This window comes from Streptomyces sp. NPDC024555 (assembly GCF_055559335.1).
In genome coordinates, this window is sequence record NZ_JBVHKV010000015.1 from 62,106 (window position 1) to 80,923 (window position 18,818).

The 18,818-nt window shown below is 68.4% G+C and carries 11 protein-coding genes and 1 pseudogene; 6 read left to right on the forward strand and 6 right to left on the reverse strand.

Annotated elements, in window-relative coordinates:
- Positions 1-42 precede the first annotated feature (42 nt).
- The 6 genes from ACZ4FH_RS25500 to ACZ4FH_RS25525 form a co-directional block, all read right to left on the reverse strand.
- Positions 43-807 (reverse strand): DUF4391 domain-containing protein, encoded by a 765-nt coding sequence (locus ACZ4FH_RS25500; RefSeq protein ID WP_467307653.1) that lies wholly within the window; start codon positions 805-807, stop codon positions 43-45.
- Positions 804-3,980 (reverse strand): helicase-related protein, encoded by a 3,177-nt coding sequence (locus tag ACZ4FH_RS25505; RefSeq protein ID WP_467307655.1) that lies wholly within the window; start codon positions 3,978-3,980, stop codon positions 804-806. The genes ACZ4FH_RS25500 and ACZ4FH_RS25505 overlap by 4 nt, the downstream gene beginning before the upstream one ends.
- A gap of 277 nt (positions 3,981-4,257) precedes the next feature.
- The gene (locus ACZ4FH_RS25510; RefSeq protein ID WP_467307657.1) at positions 4,258-5,622 is read right to left on the reverse strand and encodes an AAA family ATPase; all 1,365 of its coding nucleotides are present in this window, start codon (positions 5,620-5,622) and stop codon (positions 4,258-4,260) included.
- Between the two features lie 127 nt (positions 5,623-5,749).
- A complete protein-coding gene (locus tag ACZ4FH_RS25515; protein WP_467307658.1) occupies positions 5,750-7,129 on the reverse strand; it encodes a hypothetical protein in 1,380 nt (459 codons plus the stop codon).
- The gene (locus ACZ4FH_RS25520) at positions 7,126-8,244 is read right to left on the reverse strand and encodes a hypothetical protein (RefSeq protein WP_467307659.1); all 1,119 of its coding nucleotides are present in this window, start codon (positions 8,242-8,244) and stop codon (positions 7,126-7,128) included. Before ACZ4FH_RS25520 ends, ACZ4FH_RS25515 begins: the two co-directional genes overlap by 4 nt.
- An 88-nt stretch (positions 8,245-8,332) precedes the next feature.
- Positions 8,333-9,208, reverse strand: coding sequence for a hypothetical protein (locus tag ACZ4FH_RS25525; RefSeq protein ID WP_467307661.1), 876 nt, complete (start codon positions 9,206-9,208; stop codon positions 8,333-8,335).
- 136 nt (positions 9,209-9,344) lie between these two features.
- Here ACZ4FH_RS25525 and ACZ4FH_RS25530 point away from each other — a divergent pair, with 136 nt between their 5' ends.
- The 6 genes and pseudogenes from ACZ4FH_RS25530 to ACZ4FH_RS25555 all read left to right on the forward strand — a co-directional run bounded on the left by ACZ4FH_RS25530 (position 9,345) and on the right by ACZ4FH_RS25555 (position 18,545).
- Positions 9,345-10,208, forward strand: coding sequence for a hypothetical protein (locus tag ACZ4FH_RS25530; protein WP_467307662.1), 864 nt, complete (start codon positions 9,345-9,347; stop codon positions 10,206-10,208).
- On the forward strand, positions 10,196-10,984 hold the full coding sequence (locus ACZ4FH_RS25535) for a PD-(D/E)XK nuclease family protein (protein ID WP_467307663.1): 789 nt from the start codon (positions 10,196-10,198) through the stop codon (positions 10,982-10,984). The genes ACZ4FH_RS25530 and ACZ4FH_RS25535 overlap by 13 nt, the downstream gene beginning before the upstream one ends.
- Positions 10,981-12,156, forward strand: a complete 1,176-nt coding sequence (locus tag ACZ4FH_RS25540) for a pPIWI_RE_Y domain-containing protein (protein WP_467307664.1) — start codon at positions 10,981-10,983, stop codon at positions 12,154-12,156. Before ACZ4FH_RS25535 ends, ACZ4FH_RS25540 begins: the two co-directional genes overlap by 4 nt.
- A 124-nt stretch (positions 12,157-12,280) precedes the next feature.
- A pseudogene (locus tag ACZ4FH_RS25545) lies at positions 12,281-14,305 on the forward strand (pPIWI_RE_Z domain-containing protein).
- The gene (locus ACZ4FH_RS25550; RefSeq protein WP_467307665.1) at positions 14,298-15,584 is read left to right on the forward strand and encodes a hypothetical protein; all 1,287 of its coding nucleotides are present in this window, start codon (positions 14,298-14,300) and stop codon (positions 15,582-15,584) included. The pseudogene ACZ4FH_RS25545 and the gene ACZ4FH_RS25550 overlap by 8 nt, the downstream one beginning before the upstream one ends.
- 84 nt (positions 15,585-15,668) lie before the next feature.
- On the forward strand, positions 15,669-18,545 hold the full coding sequence (locus ACZ4FH_RS25555; protein WP_467307666.1) for a pPIWI_RE module domain-containing protein: 2,877 nt from the start codon (positions 15,669-15,671) through the stop codon (positions 18,543-18,545).
- Positions 18,546-18,818 lie beyond the last annotated feature (273 nt).

Below are 18,818 nucleotides of genomic sequence, written 5' to 3' on the forward strand. Positions count from 1 at the left end.
TGGTGTCTTCCTGTGTGGGGCGGGAGCGGGCTTGAGAGCCGTTCAGGCGCTGTGGTCGTCGGTACTGTATAGGTTGCTTCTGACATGCCCGATCTGTGTACGTAGAGTCCGTGCTTCAATGTTGAGCTCGATGCGTCGTTGCTGGTTCTTCGCTCGTTTCGCGTCACGTACGACGGTGATCAGTTCGCTTTCCAGATCGGTCAGTCGTCGGCGCAGCGCGATGGCATCCACTGCTTGCAGAGCAGTGCTGGCGGGGCGTCCGTCAGCCGCGGCGGTACGCACAAGGTCGCGGTACAACGCCCACATGTCGGTGCGGTCGAGTCGATCAAGGTGCAGGGCGCCTGGCTCGATCCCTCCGGTCGACACCATGACGTGCGCGTCGATCACGGAGGTCGACCGGGTGGGATCCGTACGGCTGACATGGCTGAGTGCCAGGGAGAGTGTCGTATGTCCGTCTGGCATGTTGGCGAGTAGCACCACGGGTTTGGCCATGCTGCGGTGAACGAGCTCGGTCACGCGGATGCGGTCAGCCGCTGACGTCTTCTCCGCCACGAGAACTTCCAGGACCGGAACGTCGATGACAGCACGTTCGGCGTCCTGGTACTTGGGCACCTGGATGGTCTCCGGGCGCAGTATCCCGACCAGCTGTGCCCAGGCCACCGCCTTGTTTATCAGGCGGGCATCGGCGGGTGCCTGATCCTCGAACTGCACGGCGAGCATCTTCTTCGTGATGCGGTGCTGGTGGCGTGCCGCATCGGGCAGAGCAAGCAGGTTGGCGCCCTCGTGCTCGGGGGGTACGTCGGTCACGGGATCACCGGCATCCAGGCGACGACGTCCACGGCGTCCAGGCCAGGGGCGGTGGCGTCTGTGCCGAGCTGGGAAGGGCCTGCGGAGAACAGGGAGGCGACCATGCTCTCCTCGGCCTTGCCGGAAGCGGCTCGGACCGCTGCATCCAGAAGGTCGCGGTAGTGCTTCATGGACTTGCCTGACTTGGTCGCTCTGTCGAAATCTGTGAGGACAGTGGCGTCAGGGGCGGTGTTGCCCAGGCAGTGGTGGCGCAGCACGTCGAGGGCCAGCTTGGGTTCTTCGATCTCGTGGGCGAGCCTGCCGTCGTCGGTCACGTAGGCGAGCACATACGGGGCCAGCGGGTACGCCTTGGAGAAGGTGAACGCGTCGTCCCGCACTCTCAGGAGGAAGGCCACTCCAGGTGCGAGTCCGTCGTCGGCCAGGGCCTTTTCAAAGCGGGTGACTCCGAAGAGGGCCAGGGGCCAGCTGGTGATTTCCTGAATGTCTCCTCGCTTGCGTGCGGCAGCGTCCATGCGGAAGTCGGAGAGGGTCAGGTCGGTGATGCTCAGACCTCCAGCGAGGTCCTCCATGGTGGGGGCGGCCTGCTGCATCTGCTGCAGCTGCTTGCGTCGGTAGTCCAGGTCATTCATGTCACCGGACGTGCCGTCCAGGACGTTCTCCTCGCCGGTCGCGGAGACGTCCAGCAGGGTCATGCGGCTGGACACGCGTGTCTCGAGGTTGATGTACGCGTCCAGGTCCATGTTGGGCCAGAAGTTGACGAGTTGGACGCTGGTGTTGATCGTGCCCAGGCGATCTACCCGGCCGAAGCGCTGGACAATGCGCACGGGATTCCAGTGGATGTCGTAGTTGATCACCGTGTCGCAGTCCTGAAGGTTCTGGCCTTCGGAGATGGTGTCGGTGGCGATCACGATGTCGATCTGCGGGTCTTCCAGGTCGCCGCCCTTGGAGCGCGGTGAGAAGGCGGGGAGAACGTCGATCATGTGGACGCGCTTCATCGGGAGGGTGGTTCGGGTGCTCTGCCCGGTAATCAGGGCTACGTGTACGCCCAGCTCGTCGGCGGCCCACCGCGCCACATGCTCATAGAGGTACTCGGCCGTGTCGCTAAACGCGGTGAATACCAGAGCCTTGCGGTTGCCGTCGTTCGTGGGGTGCTCGACCTTGTCGCGCAGGAAGTCCTTGAGCTCGGCCAGCTTAGCGTCGCGACTGGCGTCGACTGCCCTCACTTCGGTAAGCAGGGTGGCCACGGTGTCGCGGTCCTGTTCGAGTTCCTGCCTCCACCGAATCCGGTCGATGTCGTGGAGGAACACCTTGACGCTGCCGCCAACGGTGTCCTCGAATTGAGGGTCGTCCAGGTCGACCTGCTCCAGGTCGGCGAAGCTGTCGATGGAGGTTCCCTCGGTCCCGTTCGCCTCGTAGGCGTCGATGCTGGCGATCGCGCGGTCGATGGTGGCGAGGATCTTATCGAGGGTCATGCCCAGCGAATTGACCGAGGACTCAAGGCGCTTGAGCAGTCCCACGCGCAGCAGGTGGACCACGTTGTTCTCACGGTCGGTCTGCTTCCACACACGTCGGCCACCCGTACGCACCTGCTGGTCGTACAGGTCGGCGTACCTGCTCTCGTACTTCGCGCTGACGTAGGAGGTTGGCTTGTAGGCCGCCAGGTTCAGGCGCAGGATCGACCGGTTGATCTCTTCTAGCGGGATCATCGTGTCGGACGTGTCGATAGGCGGGCTGAGGTTGATCGGAGGCAGGCGATCGGGGAACTTTCCCACGTCCTTGGTGCCGTAGTACTTCTCGATGTGCTTGCGTGAGCGGGCGATCGTGACCAGGTCCAGCAGGCGGATGTAGTCCATGCCGAGTGTGCCGACCAAGGACTTCGTGCTCCGGGTGGCCGCGGGCATGCGCTGCCATTCCTTGAAGAGTTTCTGTGCCTTGGCCAGGGTTGCCTCGATGCTCTTGATCCCGTCTGTGGCCAGGGCCTGATCGTCTCCTTCGGTGGCGAACAGAACCTGGTTCTTGAGGTCGGCCAGACGGGTGTTCACCGGCGTGGCGCTGAGCATGAGGACTTTGGTCTTGACCCCGGACCTGAAGACCTCGTTCATGAGGCGCTCGTATCGGGTCGTTCGGCCCTTGACCTGAGGGTTGTTGCGGAAGTTGTGCGATTCGTCGATCACGACGAGGTCGTAGTTGCCCCAGTTGATGTTGGCCAGGTCGATGTCCCCTGACAGCCCGCCGGTTCGGCTGAGGTCGGTGTGGTTGAGGACGTCGTAGTGGAAGCGATCCGCGGCCAGCGGGTTGCGCCTGTCGTTGCTACGGTAGACGGTCCAGTTCTCCCGCAGCCGCTTGGGTGCGAGGACGAGGACGCGGTCGTTGCGCAACTCGTAGTACTTGATGACGGCGAGGGCTTCGAAGGTCTTTCCCAAGCCCACGCTGTCAGCGATGATGCAGCCGTTGTGGCGCTCAAGCTTCTCGATCGCGCCGAGCACACCGTCACGTTGGAACTTGTAGAGCTTCTTCCACACGACGGAGTCGTAGAAGCCGGTTCTGCCGCGCTCGGCAGTCTCTTCGCCGGCTTCTTCGACGAAGTCCTTGAATAGGGAAGTCAGGATACGCAGGTAGACGGACTCGGGGGCCTTGTCCTCGAAGAGGGCTCGAGCAGCGGCGAGGAACTCCTCCTGGACGGCGCGGGTGGTCGCATCGTCATGCCACATCCGCTCGAAGTTGACGACGGTCTGCGCCACCTTGTCCGCGTCCGTGGTCTCCAGGGGGAAGTACAGGTTCGGAGAGGCCACCAGGCCGAGGCTCTCGGCCTCAAGTCCCGCGCCGTCGACTACATAAGGGAACGGGCCGTCGACGCTCGCCCAGGTGTCGCGCGTCCGTCGCTTTAGCGCTCTTGCCTGGAGGTGCTCTTCGGCCCAGGCCACGAACGCGCGGGCGATGCGGTGCTGGTCCAGCCGGGCACGCTTGAGGTTCTCCTCCGCAAGCCCGTTGAGGGGGAACTCCTCGAGACTGTGGCCGTGCAGGAGTAGACGCAGGTCGACATCGGTGAGCTCGTCCTGGAGCGCTTCGTAGACGAACAGCGAGAACGACTCCGACAGCGAGTCCAGGCGGGTGGCGCCAGTCAGGTGCTTGCGCAGCTGGTCGATGGCGCGACCTGCGTCGCTGGGGACCATGTGAGTGGAACCTCCGGGTGTGCACTTGGATATGGTGGGCGTAAGTCACATCAAGGGAAGGGATGTTGGAGTGAGGTCTCGCTCGGGTGGCGGCCGGGTACTCGCTCACCGGTCCGTCGGCCCTGCTGGTCTAGCTCCCAGTGCCAGCCTGGCTCCGAGTACGGCGAAGTGATGATCGGGCCCTCGATCACTGCTGCCATGCTCTAGATATCTCCCTCACGCCACATCTGCGTGGACCGTACATCCTGCCACCGACAATGACCCCATTCGTGCATGATCAGGTAATCGGCACCCGGTGTTCCCCCCGCTCCAGCCACCCCATGACCACCTGATGTGCCCGCCACCCATCCGGAAACTTAGGCGGCACGTCCAGATACACAGGACTGCTCCGCGGATGCCGGTCCAGCAAGTCGCGGATGCCGGCGCGGGCCACCACGATGCAGGCGAAGCGGTGTCGGGAGAGTAGGACGCACAGGCGGCCCGTTTCCAGGTGGAAGGCGGAGGCGTCCTGGCGGCCGGACAGTGGGTGCCAGACCAGGGTGACGTCGAACTCGCGGCCCTGGAGGCGGTTGGCGGTGTCCACGGTGATGTCGGTCAGGCCGCGGGCGCCGAGGCGGGAGCGGACCGCATCCGCCTGCACGGTGCGTGCCGTGCCGATCGCGATGCGGTTCGCGGTCAGGGGCTCGCCGTTGACCAGCGCGCCGCGCTCCAGCAGCCGGGCCGCCGTCGCCGCGAGGGCGTCCGCCACCTCCGGGTCCTGGTCCAAGGTGTGGCGGGCCGGAAGTTCCAAGTGGCCCCAGCCGGAGTCGGCGACGCGGGCGAGGACGTCGTCCAGTGGGCCGGATCCGTGGGGCAGGCTGACGTACGACAGCACGCGCTCCGGTGCCGTCGTGCCGGGGACGAACCGGTAGAAGGGGTAGAAGGCCCGCTCGACCAGGGGTGCCGCCGACTCCGGGAGACGCCAGGAGACGGGGAGCTGGTGGCGGACGAGGTCGGGGTTGTGGGCGAGGGTGACGTCGACCGCGTTGCGCAGGGGGTCCCAGGTCAGGCCGTGCCAGCGGTCGGACTCCACGGTGGCGAAGGGGTCGAGCTGGCCGGGATCGCCGACGAAGAGGACCTGCGAGTCGTCCTGGGCGAACAGCGGGGCCGTCGCCAAGAGCCCGTCCGAGCGCATCTGGTACGCCTCGTCGACGATGGCCCACCGCCACGGCGCGCACTTGTCCGGCGTGACGAACGACCACTTCTTCGCGGTGGACACCACGACGGGCAGGTCGCGTAGGTCCGTCACCTGGCTGCTCCCGGTGACGTTGGGGTGTCGGGTGACGCGGGGCGGGAGGACGTGGCCGCCGGCGTGGAGGCGGCCGAGCGCCAGGCCGGGATACTCCCGAGCGATGCGGTCCACCAGGTCGTCGACCTGCTCGTTGGTCTGCGCGACGATCATGAGCTGGTGGCCCGCGGACGTCAGGTGCCCGGTGGCCTTCACCGCCAGCGTGGACTTCCCGGCTCCGGGAGGCGAGTCCACGACGACGCCCCGGCCGGGCGCGGTGTCGAGGCTGGTCAGGATCCCCGCGACCGCCCGGTCCGCGCGTTCGCCGGGGGTGAGGGCTTCGGGCTCCCCGGTGTCGGGAAAAAGGGCGGTCACTCCCAGGTCTCCTCTGCGTCCTCGTCGGTGGGTTCGTACGGATGGGGCGGACCGCCGTGGGTCCAGGGGGTGTTCTCCTCGTCGGGCAGGGCGGACGGCATGGCCGTGGGGTTGAGCGTGGTGTACGTCAGCTCCTCGCCGGCCTCCGCGAGTGTGCCGCCGGTGCAGGCGGTGTGCGCTTCCTCGCGAAGCCGCCCTTGAGCTGGAGCACCACGGTGTGGCCGCCATCGTCCTCCTGCCTGACTTCGAGGATGCAGGCTTCCTGGCCGGGCCGGGCGGGGGACTTCACCTCCGTGCCGACCGCGAGGCCGACGCGGGTGTCGGTGCGGAGGACGATCGTCGGGCGCCACACCTGGGAGCCGGGACGGTCGCCGGGGACGAAGCGGTTCTCGTCCCTGGCCGTGACCGTGCCCGTGAACGCCTCGCCGGTCAACTCGTACTCCGCCATCAGCAGCGGGTCGTCGTACGCGCGCTGCGCCTCGTAGCAGGTGACCGCGTCCTCCAGCCGGGCCAGTCGGCGGGCGGCTCGGACGGCCTGGTCGCGGCGGGCCTGCGGGCGGCCGTCAGCGTCCAGGTACTCCACGTACTCGGAGAACCAACGCCGGTCGAGGGCCCAGCGGCCGGGGACGTGGGCGCCCTCCGGCAGCCCGCGGAGCAGTTCCACGCCGTGCCACATCAGCCGCCAGGTGGGAAGCATCTGGCCGCTCAGCTCACGGTCGATCTGGCGGCCGACCGCCTCGCGTCCGCGGTCGTCGGACGCCTCGTCGTAGCGCGTCATCAACTCGTGCAGGGTCCGGTCGAAGACCGGGTCCGTGGACGGACCGGCCGGCGGCCACACAGCGGGGTCCTCCGCCTCCCGTGCCGCCCGCGCGCCGTCGTTGTCCTCCGGTGGATCAATCCAGGAGAGCAGGGACGCGAGGTGGGAGTCTTCGGAAGAACTCTGGCCGGTGGCCCAGTTGGCGGCGAGCAGCCGTGTCATCGCGAGCATCACACCGGAGTCCGGGAACTCGGCCAGGTCCGCGAACCAGGTCAGCCACTTGCCGAGGGTGGGCACGGATGGGTCGACCGCGTACGGCCCCTCGGTGGCGCGCAGTCTAGTCAGCCGGCCGAGCAGGCGCACGTACGCGATGCCCTCGCCGTTCGGGACGAGGAGCTGCGGAGCCCGCTGGAAGCGCAGGCGTTCCTCCTTCTCCTTGCCGCGGCCGACGGTGTAGGGCTCCGTCTCCGTCCGGCACCCGTCGATGTACGCGAGGAGGAGTGCGGCCAGGCGCTCGGCGAACAGGAAGCGTTCGGCGCGGTTGCGCGGCTGGCGGACGGTGAGGAGGGTCGGGTGCTCGGGGTCCGTACCCGCGAGCGCGGCCAGGGGTGCGCACGCCTCGCCGGCGAGGGTGAACGGCACCAGGACGAACGGCTTCTCGTCCAGGTGCTGGTGGCGGACGGTCGTCAGCGGTTCGGCATGGCCGGTGCGGGACGCCGTGAGCGCCGCGACGGTGGACAGGACGCTCATGCGGCCCCCCGGCGGAGTCGGCGCAGCCGGGCGGCGGCGCGCAGCAGGTCGGCGGCTTCCGCCTCGGCCTCTCCGGGGGTGGCGACGCCGTCCACGTAGTCGAGCGCGGTGCGGGTGGAGTCGATGCCCGGCAGGTCGTTGCGCACGCCGCTGCCCAGGCGGGCCGGCGAGGCGCATCCGTCGGCCTCGTCGCGGCAGTAGCGTGCCATTTCGCAGAAGGACAGGCAGGAGGGCGTGTACGACGCGTCCAACGCCTCTATGGAAGAGGAAAGTTCGTCCGCGCTTCGGGTCGTGTCCAGGGTTGCCGTCTCGGGCAGTTGGGCCGCGAGGTCCTCTGCGCGCCGCAGCCGGGAGAGCTGGAACTGGAGGGCGTCGAGTTCCTGCCGGAGGTCGATCAGGCGGCCGTAGGGGCGGTTGGAGAAGTCTTTGGGGCAGACGAGCAGGAACTCGTGGGAGATCTGCTCGGTGGGCAGGCCGGCCGTCTCGAAGGCGCGGTGCAGGGCGAGGACGTACACCGCGGCCTGCTTGGCCGCCTCGGCGACGGCGGTCGGATTGGCCTGGCCGTCGATCGCGGCGAACGAGCGGATCAGGACGATGTGGAACTTCCCCCCGATGCGGTGGGTGAGCGCGTCCGGTTCCAAGTACGCCGTCTGACCGGCGACTTCGAGGGTGAGCGCGGGGCGGTGGAGGATGAGGCGTACGTCCTGGCCGGAGGCCACGTGCGCGATGAGGCGGCGGGTCTCCCGCTCGCGCAGGTGCAGGGCAGCGTTGCCCCCTACCTCGTTGAGGTCGGTGACATGGGCCTCCGCTACGGGGACGGAGAGCTGCTCGCGCAGCAGCCGGATGAGTTCGGCGTAGCTGCCCCACTTCACGAGGCCGTGGAATGCCTGTTCGCGGGCGAGGGCGAAGGGGGACTGGCCGAAGCGCGGCTCGTATCCGACCTGCTGGGCGAGCAGTGCCTTGTCCACCCCGGCGGCGTCGAGGACGGCGCGGCGGGCGCAGGCGGGATTGGCGGTCAGGGCGGTGATCTTGCGGGCGGTGTACGGCTGAGGGGGCTGCGGTCCACGCAGCCGTGCGAGTCGGTCGTCGGGAGGTTCGGACTGCTGCGAGGGCATCGTCTCTACTTCGGGAACGTCTTCGGGAACGTCTTCAGGAGCTCACCGGCGTGCGAGGCGTCTGACGTCATCCGTCGGAAATGGGTCGTCAGGACAGGGTCCCACTCGCGTCGCGCAGGGCGTCACGCATCGGTGCCGCACCGAACAGCTGCTGTACGTCGGAGAGTTGGGTACGGGCGCGCTGCGCGGCCGCTTGCCGTTGCTGGTCGTCCTCCTGCTGGTGGACGGCCGCTTCGGCGTGGGCTGCGGCGATCACGCGGGCGGGGTCGGGCTCCGGGGCCGCGGCGTCGTAGGCGCCCGGGATCGTGAGGGCGAAGCGGCGCAGCAGCCGCCAGGCCGCGTCTGGGGCCGGATGCCCCGCAGTGGTGAGTCGCTGGATCTGCTCGGCGGTTCCCACCGCGTGAGTGAGGAAGTCGGTGCGTGGGCTGAGTGGGCCGATGATCCGCCGCTCCACGGGCCAGGTGGACAGGGCTAGGAGTCCGCGTGCGGGGACCAGGCGGTCGTGGGTCAGTGCCGCGCAGATGTAGTACGGGCGGGCATAGCCCTGTGCCGTGAAGGATCGCTCCTCGTCGCGGCGGAGGGACGCGAGTTTGGTGGCGACCAGCGACTCGGTGAAGAACGCCTCGTACGTGGACGAGATGAGCTTCGGAGAGGCAGGGGCGCCCAGCAGGGTGAGCGCCTGGTGGACCTGTTCGCGGATCGGGATGGAGCCGTGCGCCGGGCGCTCCGTGCGGTGTGGTGCGCCTGTGGTCGCCGACGCCTGCGGGGCCGGGGGGTCGGCCGGGAGTGCCTCGCCGTCCGGTTCCGCCTCGGTCTCGAGGGCGTGCTCCCAGGCGGCCTCGGCTTCGCGCAGCGCGCGACGGATGCGCGCGGTTTCGGCCTTGTCCCGTGCGCGCACGGCACCGCGCAGCTCGGTGCGCAGGTGGGACAGGCGCTGCTCGAGTTCCTCCAGTGATGCCGCCATGTGGGGCAGCTTAGCGCAGCAACCAACCTATTCCAAGAACTTCCAATGAGTTCCAAGATTACCTGCTATGGTCGAGTGCGACGGCGCACCCGGCTGGTCCAAAGGGTGCCGTCTGTTCCGAGACAAGGGGGAGGCAATGAGTCACGACACGACGGCATGGCACAAGCCGCACTGGCTGACCGGGAATGACGACCTCGTTCGCGTGGGGCCCGGTACGGGCGGGAGCGAGGAGCACACCTGCCCCTCGCACGCCGCTGCCAAGGCCCGGCCCGGTCTCTGGCCGGCCCGGCGTCTCCGTCTTCCGAAGCCGGAGCTCGAGACGTTCACCCTCGGGCCTGTGATGGACGCCGTGGACCGGGTCGAATTCCACGGTGAGACACCCGACCAGGCCCTTGCAGGGCTGCGCTCTCGCACCCCCGCCCTGCACCCCGGTCACCTGACGTATGCCGAGCACGCCCTCCGTACGTACATAGAAGCGTGCGCCGACGATGGTGAGCAACGGCTGCGGCCGATCCGTCCGTACTGGGTGGCCCAGCGGGAGAACGGCAAGTTCTGGGAGATGTACGCCTGGTGGCGCAGGTACGAGTCGGCCGACGGACGCCTGCGCGAGTACCGACGGTTGCGGCACAGCGAGGCCAAGGACTCCGAGCCCGGCGAGATCGCCATCGCCGTGTACGTGTCCGTTCACGGGCGCCAGGCGGGCTGGCCGCGGAAGTGGGCGCGCGCGTTCCAGCCGTATGGCCCCACAGCCCGGCCCGAGCGGGTGCGTGTCGTCGAAGTCGGGCTCTCCGACGGACGGCCGCGCGTGCAGTTCGACGGGACGGCCGAGGAAGCCGAGGCCTACTACGCCGAGCACGGGCACGCGCACGTGGCGCGTGTCGTGGCGGGCGGCAGGCCGGCACCCGGCTCATCCTGCGTGGACTGCAAGCAGTTCACGGGCTGCGAGGCCGTGCCGCGCGGGCCGGGGTCCTCGGCCTTCCCTCGCGGGTGGCACCGCTGAGGAAGGTGTCGGTCAGCGATCTGCACTATCACGCGGCCTGCCCCGCACAGGGGTTCCTCCGTTCTCTGCACCTGCCCAAGTCTGACGAATACGGCAGCGCGGCCAGGCTCGGCCAGGCGGTGCACGGCTGGATCGAGAAGCTGCACCGGCGCCCGGAACGGCCGCCGTGCGCGGTCGGCGACATGCCCCCGGCGGGCGAGAACTGGACAGAGGGACGCTGGCGGGTCTCCGACGAGGACGCCGCGACCGGTCGGGACATGCTGCTCCACCACGTCGACGCCTGTCCCTTCCAGGACGCCGCACTCATCCAGCGGGTCGAGTCCGAAGCCCTCCGAATCGTCCACGACACCGCGGCGCAGGCCGTCGTCATCGCCAAACCCGACCTACTCTACCAGGAGGACGGCTCGTGGGTGTGGCGGGAGCTCAAGACGACACGGAAGCGGCGCCGCCACCACGAGGACCTTCTCGATACCTACCCCCAACTCGCCTTGGCGGTCGCGCTCCTGGCTCAGGGTGCGCTGGGCGGCGATCCGGACGGCTCGCGCGTCGAGGTGGAGATCCTCCGGCCGGACGGTTCCGATCCCCACGTGATCGACCCGACGGACCCCGGCCGACAGCGGAAGGCGCTGTCGGTGCTGCGGCGGTACGCCGGCCCGTGGCGGGAGGACGAGACATGGGACGCCCGCCCCGGACCGCATTGCCGGTCCTGCCCGGTCTCCCGGTGGTGTCCGAGCGCCGCGCCCGACGGCGCCGTCGCGGGAGAGGGGGAGTCGTGACCACGACCGACATGAGGGAGGCACGGTCCGAGGACGCCGTCGGCACGGACGAGGGGTTGCTCCGACAGATCGCCAGCGCCCTGGCGTGCCTGTCCCGGCAGCGGACCGTACCCAACCCGGTCTACCCGGCAAAGGTGCAGAACGCGTACAACCGCCTCGTCCTGCACTGCCTGCGCCGGGGCGAGGAACCGCCGGGCAGCGTGCCGCAGATGGTTCGCTGGGCTGGTAAACGGCCGCTGATCGAGTGGCCGTTGGAGCTGCCGTCCGACAACTTTCCCGGAGCGGCCCTGCTCGTCGATCCGGAGACCCGGCTGCCGCACCAGCTGTGCCTGGAGTGGGAGGTGAGCGCGGCCGACCCGGCGGCCGAGCTCTTCGAGAACGAACGCATCCGGGAAGCACTCGCCGTGTGCCGTGCGGCCAAGGCCCCGCAGGCCTACACCGCGTTCCGGGCCCTGCTCACCTCCAGGCCCGTGCTGACCGGCGCCGAGCTGGCACTGCTCGGCGGCGATCCCGACTGCGGAATGCTGCTGCACGACGTGATCAAGCGCTGCTACGAGCCTGTGCCCGCCTCCTATCTGAGGCGCGGCACGTACCGGCAGTGCGCTCGCTGCCGCTGCCTCATGGTGCCGCTGCTGCACGGCAGCCACCGCTGCGAACTGGACCGGTGCCGCCGCGACGGCACATCGGACGAAGGCACGCCGCTTCGTGCCGACAAAGGCGGGGTCTTCCAGCTCAGCCGCCCCCTGCGGATGTTCATCACCAGCCCCGGGCTCGCGGAGACCGATCTACAAGCCGCCCTGGAGAAGAAGTTCGGAATCACCGCCGAGATGTGGCCCAACTACGACGCGTACGACCTGCGCGTCCCCCTGTCTGAGCGACGGCACTGGGCGGCGGACGTTAAGGACCGGGTGAACCCCGTTCTCCTGGCGCGCTCCCTCACGCCGTTCAGGAACGAGCCGCCGTACGACCGTGCATTCCTCGTCGTGCCCCGCTACCGCTTCCGCGACAACGAGGCGTATGGGCGGCAGTTCCGCGGAAACCTGCCGGAGGACCTGGCCGATCGGGTCACCCTGCTGGACGACCAGGCCTTCCTGCGGCTGGTCGCCGATGAGATCTCCACCCCGCGTGACAAGGCGGGGGACCCACGTACCGAAGGAGGACGCCGTGCGTGACCGTAGGGGATGGCACCGGCGCTGCTCGCCGCAGCAGCTCACCGAGGTGTGGCCGGCGAACCTCGGCAGCTTCCGCCCCGGCGACCTTCTCGACGTCGAACTGGGCCTGTATCTCTTGCAGGACGTGACGCCCACCCGCACGGCCGCCGATGTCTGGCCGCTGTTGGGCGGTTACCCGTAGAGCGAGGTGTTCGGAGACGTTCGCAGCGACGAACAGCGGCTTCGTGTTCTGCGCGCCCGCCACTATCTGTGGGACATGCGGCGACGGCACGCCTGGTCGGAGGCGCTGACCGACTACCTGAAGGTCCCCCAGCACCTGCGCGGATACGACATCGACGGACCCAGCTCCGTACCACGCCGTCGCGAGCCGTCGCGCGCCGCACGCCGTTTCGAGATCTTCGAAGAATTGCTCAGCACCGCTCCGCGGTTCGCGACGCGGTCCATTCCGTTCGCCGAGGAGGGAGAGCACACCTTCCGGGTGCAGGACCGTACCCACTCCGTGGTGTTCGAAGAGGAACTGCTGACGGACACCCTGCCGCGCGCCCACGCGCTTGACGCACCACCGGCCGGGCGTGGAGAGCCCGTCGACGTCACCTGGGAAGAGCTCGAGAAGGCCGCCGACGAGATGGACGCCGTCGAGGCGACGGCACAGGGGCCGCGCAACGGCTGGGCCGGGCGGCTCCGGCGGGTGAAACTGCTCGTGCGCGACGCGGAACTCGGCCGCTTCACAGAACAGGGACGGCTGAGGATCGACCGGCTGCTGCACCTCGTGGGGATGGTGGGAGCCGGCAAGTCCACCCTCCGGGACATCCTGACCTACCACCTCGTGACCCGGACACCCCGTCGGGTCACCATCGTCGTCGGCGATGTGGCCGAGACGCTCGCCGTGGTGGAGCAGTTCAACCGGCTCGGTGTGCGGGCGGCGCCGATCCTCGGGCACTCCACCAGGGAGCGCACCATCAACCGGCTGCACCGCCGCACTGCCACGGCCGGCGCCGCTACCATGCTCGGGCACGACCACGCGGGCTTCGCCTACCTCAGCAGCGCTTGCCCCGTCGACGTGCTGCGCGGCCTGGAAGCCCGCCGCCCGCTCGGCGTCCGTGAAGCACCGTGCATCACGCTGTACACCGTCCCCGAGCAGGAGGCCACGGACGGCGATCCCCTCCTCGACGAGGAGTACAGCACGCAGCGTGACGCACAAGGCCCGAAGCCGCAGCGGAGACTGTGCCCGTTGTGGAACCGCTGTCCGCGCCACCGCGGGGCTCGTGATCTGGTCGACGCAAAGGTGTGGGTCGCCACCCCGGCCGGTCTCGTGCACAGCTCCGTCCCACTGCACCAGCACCAGGAACAGCTCCGGTACCTCGAACTCGCTTGCCGACTCAGCGACCTGATCATCGTCGACGAGGCCGACCGGGTGCAGATGCAGCTCGACACGGCCTTCGCGCCGGCCAGCACTCTGGTGGGCAAGGCCCCGAACTCCTGGTTCGACGAGGTCGCCGTCCACAAGTTCCAGCAGATGGCCCGGGATGGCCGGCTCCAGCTGTCCGCCCGTGACGTCGACGACTGGACCAACGCCGTCAACACGGTCAGCGCCGCCACCGACCGCCTCTTCGCCCTGCTCGTCAAGGACGACAAGCTCAGGCGATGGATCAGCGTCGACTACTTCAGTGCCTTCACCCTCCACAACCTGCTGCTGGACAGCTGGTTCCCGGGGCGGAAGGAGGGCGAACGCCCGCCTGCGGCGGCCCGGACGCTGGACGGTGCGCTCGGCCGGTTCCGCGACGACCCGCTCCACGAGCAGCAGAGCACGGGAGACGACGATGAAGTGACACCCTTGGTGAACACCTTCGTCCACCTCGCCCTGGAACTCCTGCACGCGCCCCAGGGAGCACGGACGCGTGAGAGGCTGCGCGACACCCTCACCGACATCGTCGGAGACGACAGCACGGTGCTCGCGGACGCCGACCTCCAGGCCCGGCGCTTCGAGTTCACCCTGCTCCTTTCCGCTCTGCACAGCCGTCTCGACTTCATGACCACGCTGTGGCCGCGCGTCGAGGCCGCCCTCAATCTCGAGAGCGCCTCGAACGTGCTCTCCCGCAGGCCCCCCAAAGGACTACGAGGCGGTCATCCCCGAGTCACCCATGGGTAACGTGCTCGGCTTCCAGTTCCGCCACGACGACCGTGAGCGCGATGGTGACCGCAGCGGTGAACTGCGCTTCTTCCACTGCAACGGCGTGGGCCGCGAACTGCTCATGCGGCTCGGTGACCTGTGCGCCGTGGACGGCCGCCCGGGCCCGCACGTCCTGCTCATGTCCGCAACGAGCTGGGCGGGCACGTCGAGCAGGTACCACGTGCACGCCGACGTCGGTGCCGTTCTACGTCCTCACGACGAGGAAGTCGAAGCCGTCCTGGGCAGCGAGTCCCGCAAGGAGTTCTTGTACTGGCCCGGAAACGACCGGCCCAAGCCGCTGCGCCTGTCCGGCTGCGACCTCGAAGAACGGCCCCAGGCCCTTCTGCACATGCTGCACCAGCTCGCGGTGCCCGACCGGAGTCTGCCCGACGCCGAGAGCATGCTGGACGCCGAGCTGAAGGAGATCGACGATCCGGACCGCCGCCGCATCCTGTTGCTCGTCGGCAGCTACGACGAGGCACGTCGGGCCGCCGAGTACCTCAACCAGATCCCCGAGTGGAACGGCCGCGTCACCCGACTCGTGTCCGACGACGCGGACTCCGACACCGCCTGGACCCGGCTGCCGGAGGACGCCGCCGCACGGACGCTGCCCCGCGGTGACGTGAAGGCTTTCCCTTCGGTCGGCGGCGACATTCTCGTCGCGCCGCTGCTCGCCGTGGAGCGGGGACACAATATCGTCCTGCGCGATGGCAAGGCGGCCATCGGCACGGTCTACTTCCTGGCACGCCCACACCCTCGGCCCGACGACATCGCGCTCGCCATCCAGTCCATCAACGACTGGGCCGTACGCCAACTCCAGGATGCTGACGGATCCTTCCGGCAGAACGCGCTCGCCGCCGCCACCCCCGACCAGGCGGCTGTGGCGTTCCGCAGCCGCGCACGCCGTCAGTGGAACCGCTTCCTCACCCGGCGACTGGCCTGGTCCAGCCTGCGGGACGAGGAGAAGACGGCGTTCACCTGGGACCAGCTCGTCGTCATGTGGCAGGTCATCGGTCGTCTGGTGCGCGGCGGCGTGCCGGCCCGGGTGGTCTTCGTCGACGCGGCTTTTTCTCCCAGAGAAGCCGGATTCCAGGACACGGACACCCCAGACACCAGCCTGCTGGCGAGCATGCGTGAGGTGCTCGCCCCCTTCTTCGAGGACGGGAACACGGCGGAGCGGCACCTTGCCCCGATCGACAAGTCCCTGGTCCGTGAGCTGTACGAACCGCTCTACCGCGCCCTGATGGACATGGGCTGACGGCATCCGTCACCACACCACACCCCCGACGTGTTCGCGTCGCGTCCGAAGACTTAACGCCTTGCTCCGAGGAGAACCGACACCATGACCATGGCCTACCAGTACAACCGTCCGACGGCGTACCTGCCCGACCCGGCACGGGGACCCTTCGTCTTCCCGATGCACACGCTCTCCCTGCCCGCCCACTGGGAGGAACCACTCCTGCGCCTTTACCACGGCGGAATGACAGAGGGGCAGGCCGAGCGACGGCGCCGCGTACCCACAGCGGCTGTCAACCAGCTGATGCGCGCCACCGCGCCGGACATCGTCACGGTCGACTCCACGGCACGGTTCGGTTCGGAGAACCCCTGGCTGTACTGCCAGGACGCGTACCCGATGGCGGTGACGAACCTCTACATCGCCACCTGGCTCAGGAGCCTCCCGCGCGATGCCGGCGATCCCGAGACCGCGGCCCTGCTGATGAACTGCTTTCGTGACCTCGACATCGCGGCTCTCAGCTGGCGGCCCGGCAGGGTCGACCTCCTCGAGCAGAAGGTGTCGCCCGGAGGAACCGCTCTGCCCGCGCCCCACGTGTACCGGTTGCTTCCCGACGTCCTCGCCGAAAGGATCGCGCGCCAGGGACCGTACGAACACCACGGGCAACAGCTGTCGTTCCGACAGGTCGCCGGCCGCACGGGGGCCAGGGGGCAGGGAAGCGGGGGCGCCGAGTTGATGTCGAACGTGATCGAGTACGTACCCGGGCGGCGTGGTGGCGGCGACGGCAAGCCGGCCTACTACGCGGCGACCCTCCGCATCACCGTGCGCACCGTTCCCTTCTCACCCGTCCCGCGCGTCCACGTGGCCGCCGGCGTACGTCGGTTCGTCACCGGCAAGGTCTGCATGCCGTACGGCAAGGACGTGTCCGCGTACCTGCTCCCGGACGACTCCCTCGTCCATGATGGCCCGCAGTCGCAGCGTTTCGCCGTCGCCATGCTGGAGTGGAAGAACGGCACCACGGACTGGCGCCAGGGCGGAGCAGAAGGAATGCTCGCCGGGATCAGCGCACTCGACGCACTGCCGTCCCCGGACCGGCTGGTGAAGGAGGCCGACCACTGGATCCATGGCCGGGACGGCATCCGGATCGCGATCGGGCACCAGGCGACCATGGGCAGGCACACGATCGGCACGGGACTGATGCCCAGTGAACGCCGACGGCTGATCGAGTGGGCGGAGCAGGCGATCGCTCCCGAGTTCGTCTCCGTTCCGAAGCTCGAGCGCAGTGCGTACGCGCGGCCGCCCAAGAAGCAGCTCAAGAAGCTGACGTCCATTCCCAAGAACATGGAAGAGAAGAATCCCGAAGAGCGCGCGGTCATCCTGGACCAGCGTGAGCTGAACGCGGCCCACAACGCTCAGGCTCTGCGGGCACGCCTGGCCGAAGCCCTCGAAGGGGAAGACCTCACCGCGGTCGTGCTCCACCAGAACGATGCCATCCGCGATCAGATGATCGCAGCGGCGGAAATGGGGCTGGGGCTGGCCGGGCACCGGCACGCGCAAGGCCCCGATACCTGGGTGTGGGAGGCGGAGGAGCTGACCGTCCGGCTGCACGCGCGGCCCCTGGGCGCTCTCGGCGCACCGCTGGGAGGCGACAGCGTGCCGCGCCGGGGTCTCCATCACGACAAGGCCATCGAGGAGCGCCGTATCAGTGTCGCGCGGGCCATGGCCGCCTTACGGGAAGCCGTACCCGGAGTGCGGCTGGCCTTCGTGGAGCTCGACGGGCAGGATGCCTTCCGCCACGCCAAGCGACGGACCGACCCCAAGCACGCGATCCGCCTCGGCTGCGCGGACGCAGGCCTGGTGACCCAGTTCATCCGTCCACCAGACCCGGATGCGGAGACGGAGGAGGCTCTCGCCGATGCTGGTCTGCGTGCCGCCGCGGCCTGGTCGGACGGCCTGCGCCAGACCGGTATGCGGCTGGTGCCCCAGCACACGCTCGGTGACACGCTCATCCCCGCGAACCTGAACCAGGTGGCCTTCCACCTCGTGGAACGCCGCCTTGACGGGCCCACAGGCAAGCAGCAGTTCACGCCAATCGTGGTGCTCATCCGACCGGGCGCGAAATGCGTGCTGGGCAAGTCGGCCGACATGCACGCATGGGTGCCGTACCCCGAACTCCTCAAGTCTTTGACGGGAAGGGTCGAAGGCAAGAAGAACAGCGCGGAGCAGTCGGCCCTCATGGCGGCCTTCGTCAAGAAGACTCTCGCGCAGCTGCGCAGTACCCCGACGCTCGTTCTGAGCCACGCCCAGGACGTCCGGAAGCGCTGGCCATGGCTGAGGAACGACGGGCTGGAACGGGACAGGCTCGGCCTCGACGGGGGTCCCGTTCAGCGGATCGGTCTGTACGGCAAGCAGCTTCGTATCGTTCGGATCGCCGATGGCAGCCGGGACGAAACGGCACAGCGCTGGGCCGAGGCGGAGGAACGCTCTCCCAAGTTGGAGGACCAGCAGCGTGGGGGCATCGCGATGGGGCTGTGGCGGCCCGGAGTGCGGGGTGACTCGGACCGCGTCTTCTACAGCACGACCGGCAAGTCCGGCTCGCAGCCAAATCTCACCAACGACGACGCCAAACTCACTCCGCACACCAACGCCTCGGGCAACAACGCCTACCGGCCGACGGCGAACGCCTGGAATCCGGACCTCCTCGAACTGACCGTTGCGTGCCTTCAGCCCGGTGACGATGCGGAGGCATGGGCCGCATTCGTCCACCAGCAGCGTTTCAGCGAGGACTACCGTGCTGGTCGCGAGGGGTTGGCTCTGCCTTTGATCCTCCATCTCGCGCGACTCGCGGACGATTACGCTCTGCCTCACGAGATCGAGGAGGCTTTGGACCCGACGGAGCCCCAGGCTGCGGCCGCGCCGGACGACGCTCTGTCGGGCCAGCTGGCCTTCGACTTCGACCTCGATGACGGGGATGACGACGAATGAAGCTTCCCGCTGAGGAGTCGAGGGAGTCTCACCCCTCGTCTCCTCAGTGGGTAAGGCCCCTACTACCTCAGGGGCGTAGGTGCGGGTTCAATAGATGCATATGCATGCTCTCGGGGAGTGATCTTGCGGCCCGCGGGAACCTCAACATCAATTAGCCCTGTTGTGCCTGGTCAAGGGATCTCGTGAACGTCCCACCACATGAGATGCCGATCAGGAGCGATCCTGGTCGGCATTTCGCGTTGCTCGGGCACAGTGCGTCCCCACCCTTGTTGA

Excerpts from the sequence above, each read along its gene's own strand:
- ACZ4FH_RS25520 (WP_467307659.1), bottom strand. The coding sequence starts at position 8,244 with ATGCCCTCGCAGCAGTCCGAACCTCCCGACGACCGACTCGCACGGCTG.
- ACZ4FH_RS25515 (WP_467307658.1), bottom strand. The coding sequence starts at position 7,129 with ATGAGCGTCCTGTCCACCGTCGCGGCGCTCACGGCGTCCCGCACCGGC.
- ACZ4FH_RS25555 (WP_467307666.1), top strand. The coding sequence starts at position 15,669 with ATGACCATGGCCTACCAGTACAACCGTCCGACGGCGTACCTGCCCGAC.
- ACZ4FH_RS25530 (WP_467307662.1), top strand. The coding sequence starts at position 9,345 with ATGAGTCACGACACGACGGCATGGCACAAGCCGCACTGGCTGACCGGG.
- ACZ4FH_RS25525 (WP_467307661.1), bottom strand. The coding sequence starts at position 9,208 with ATGGCGGCATCACTGGAGGAACTCGAGCAGCGCCTGTCCCACCTGCGC.
- ACZ4FH_RS25550 (WP_467307665.1), top strand. The coding sequence starts at position 14,298 with ATGGGTAACGTGCTCGGCTTCCAGTTCCGCCACGACGACCGTGAGCGC.
- ACZ4FH_RS25505 (WP_467307655.1), bottom strand. The coding sequence starts at position 3,980 with ATGGTCCCCAGCGACGCAGGTCGCGCCATCGACCAGCTGCGCAAGCAC.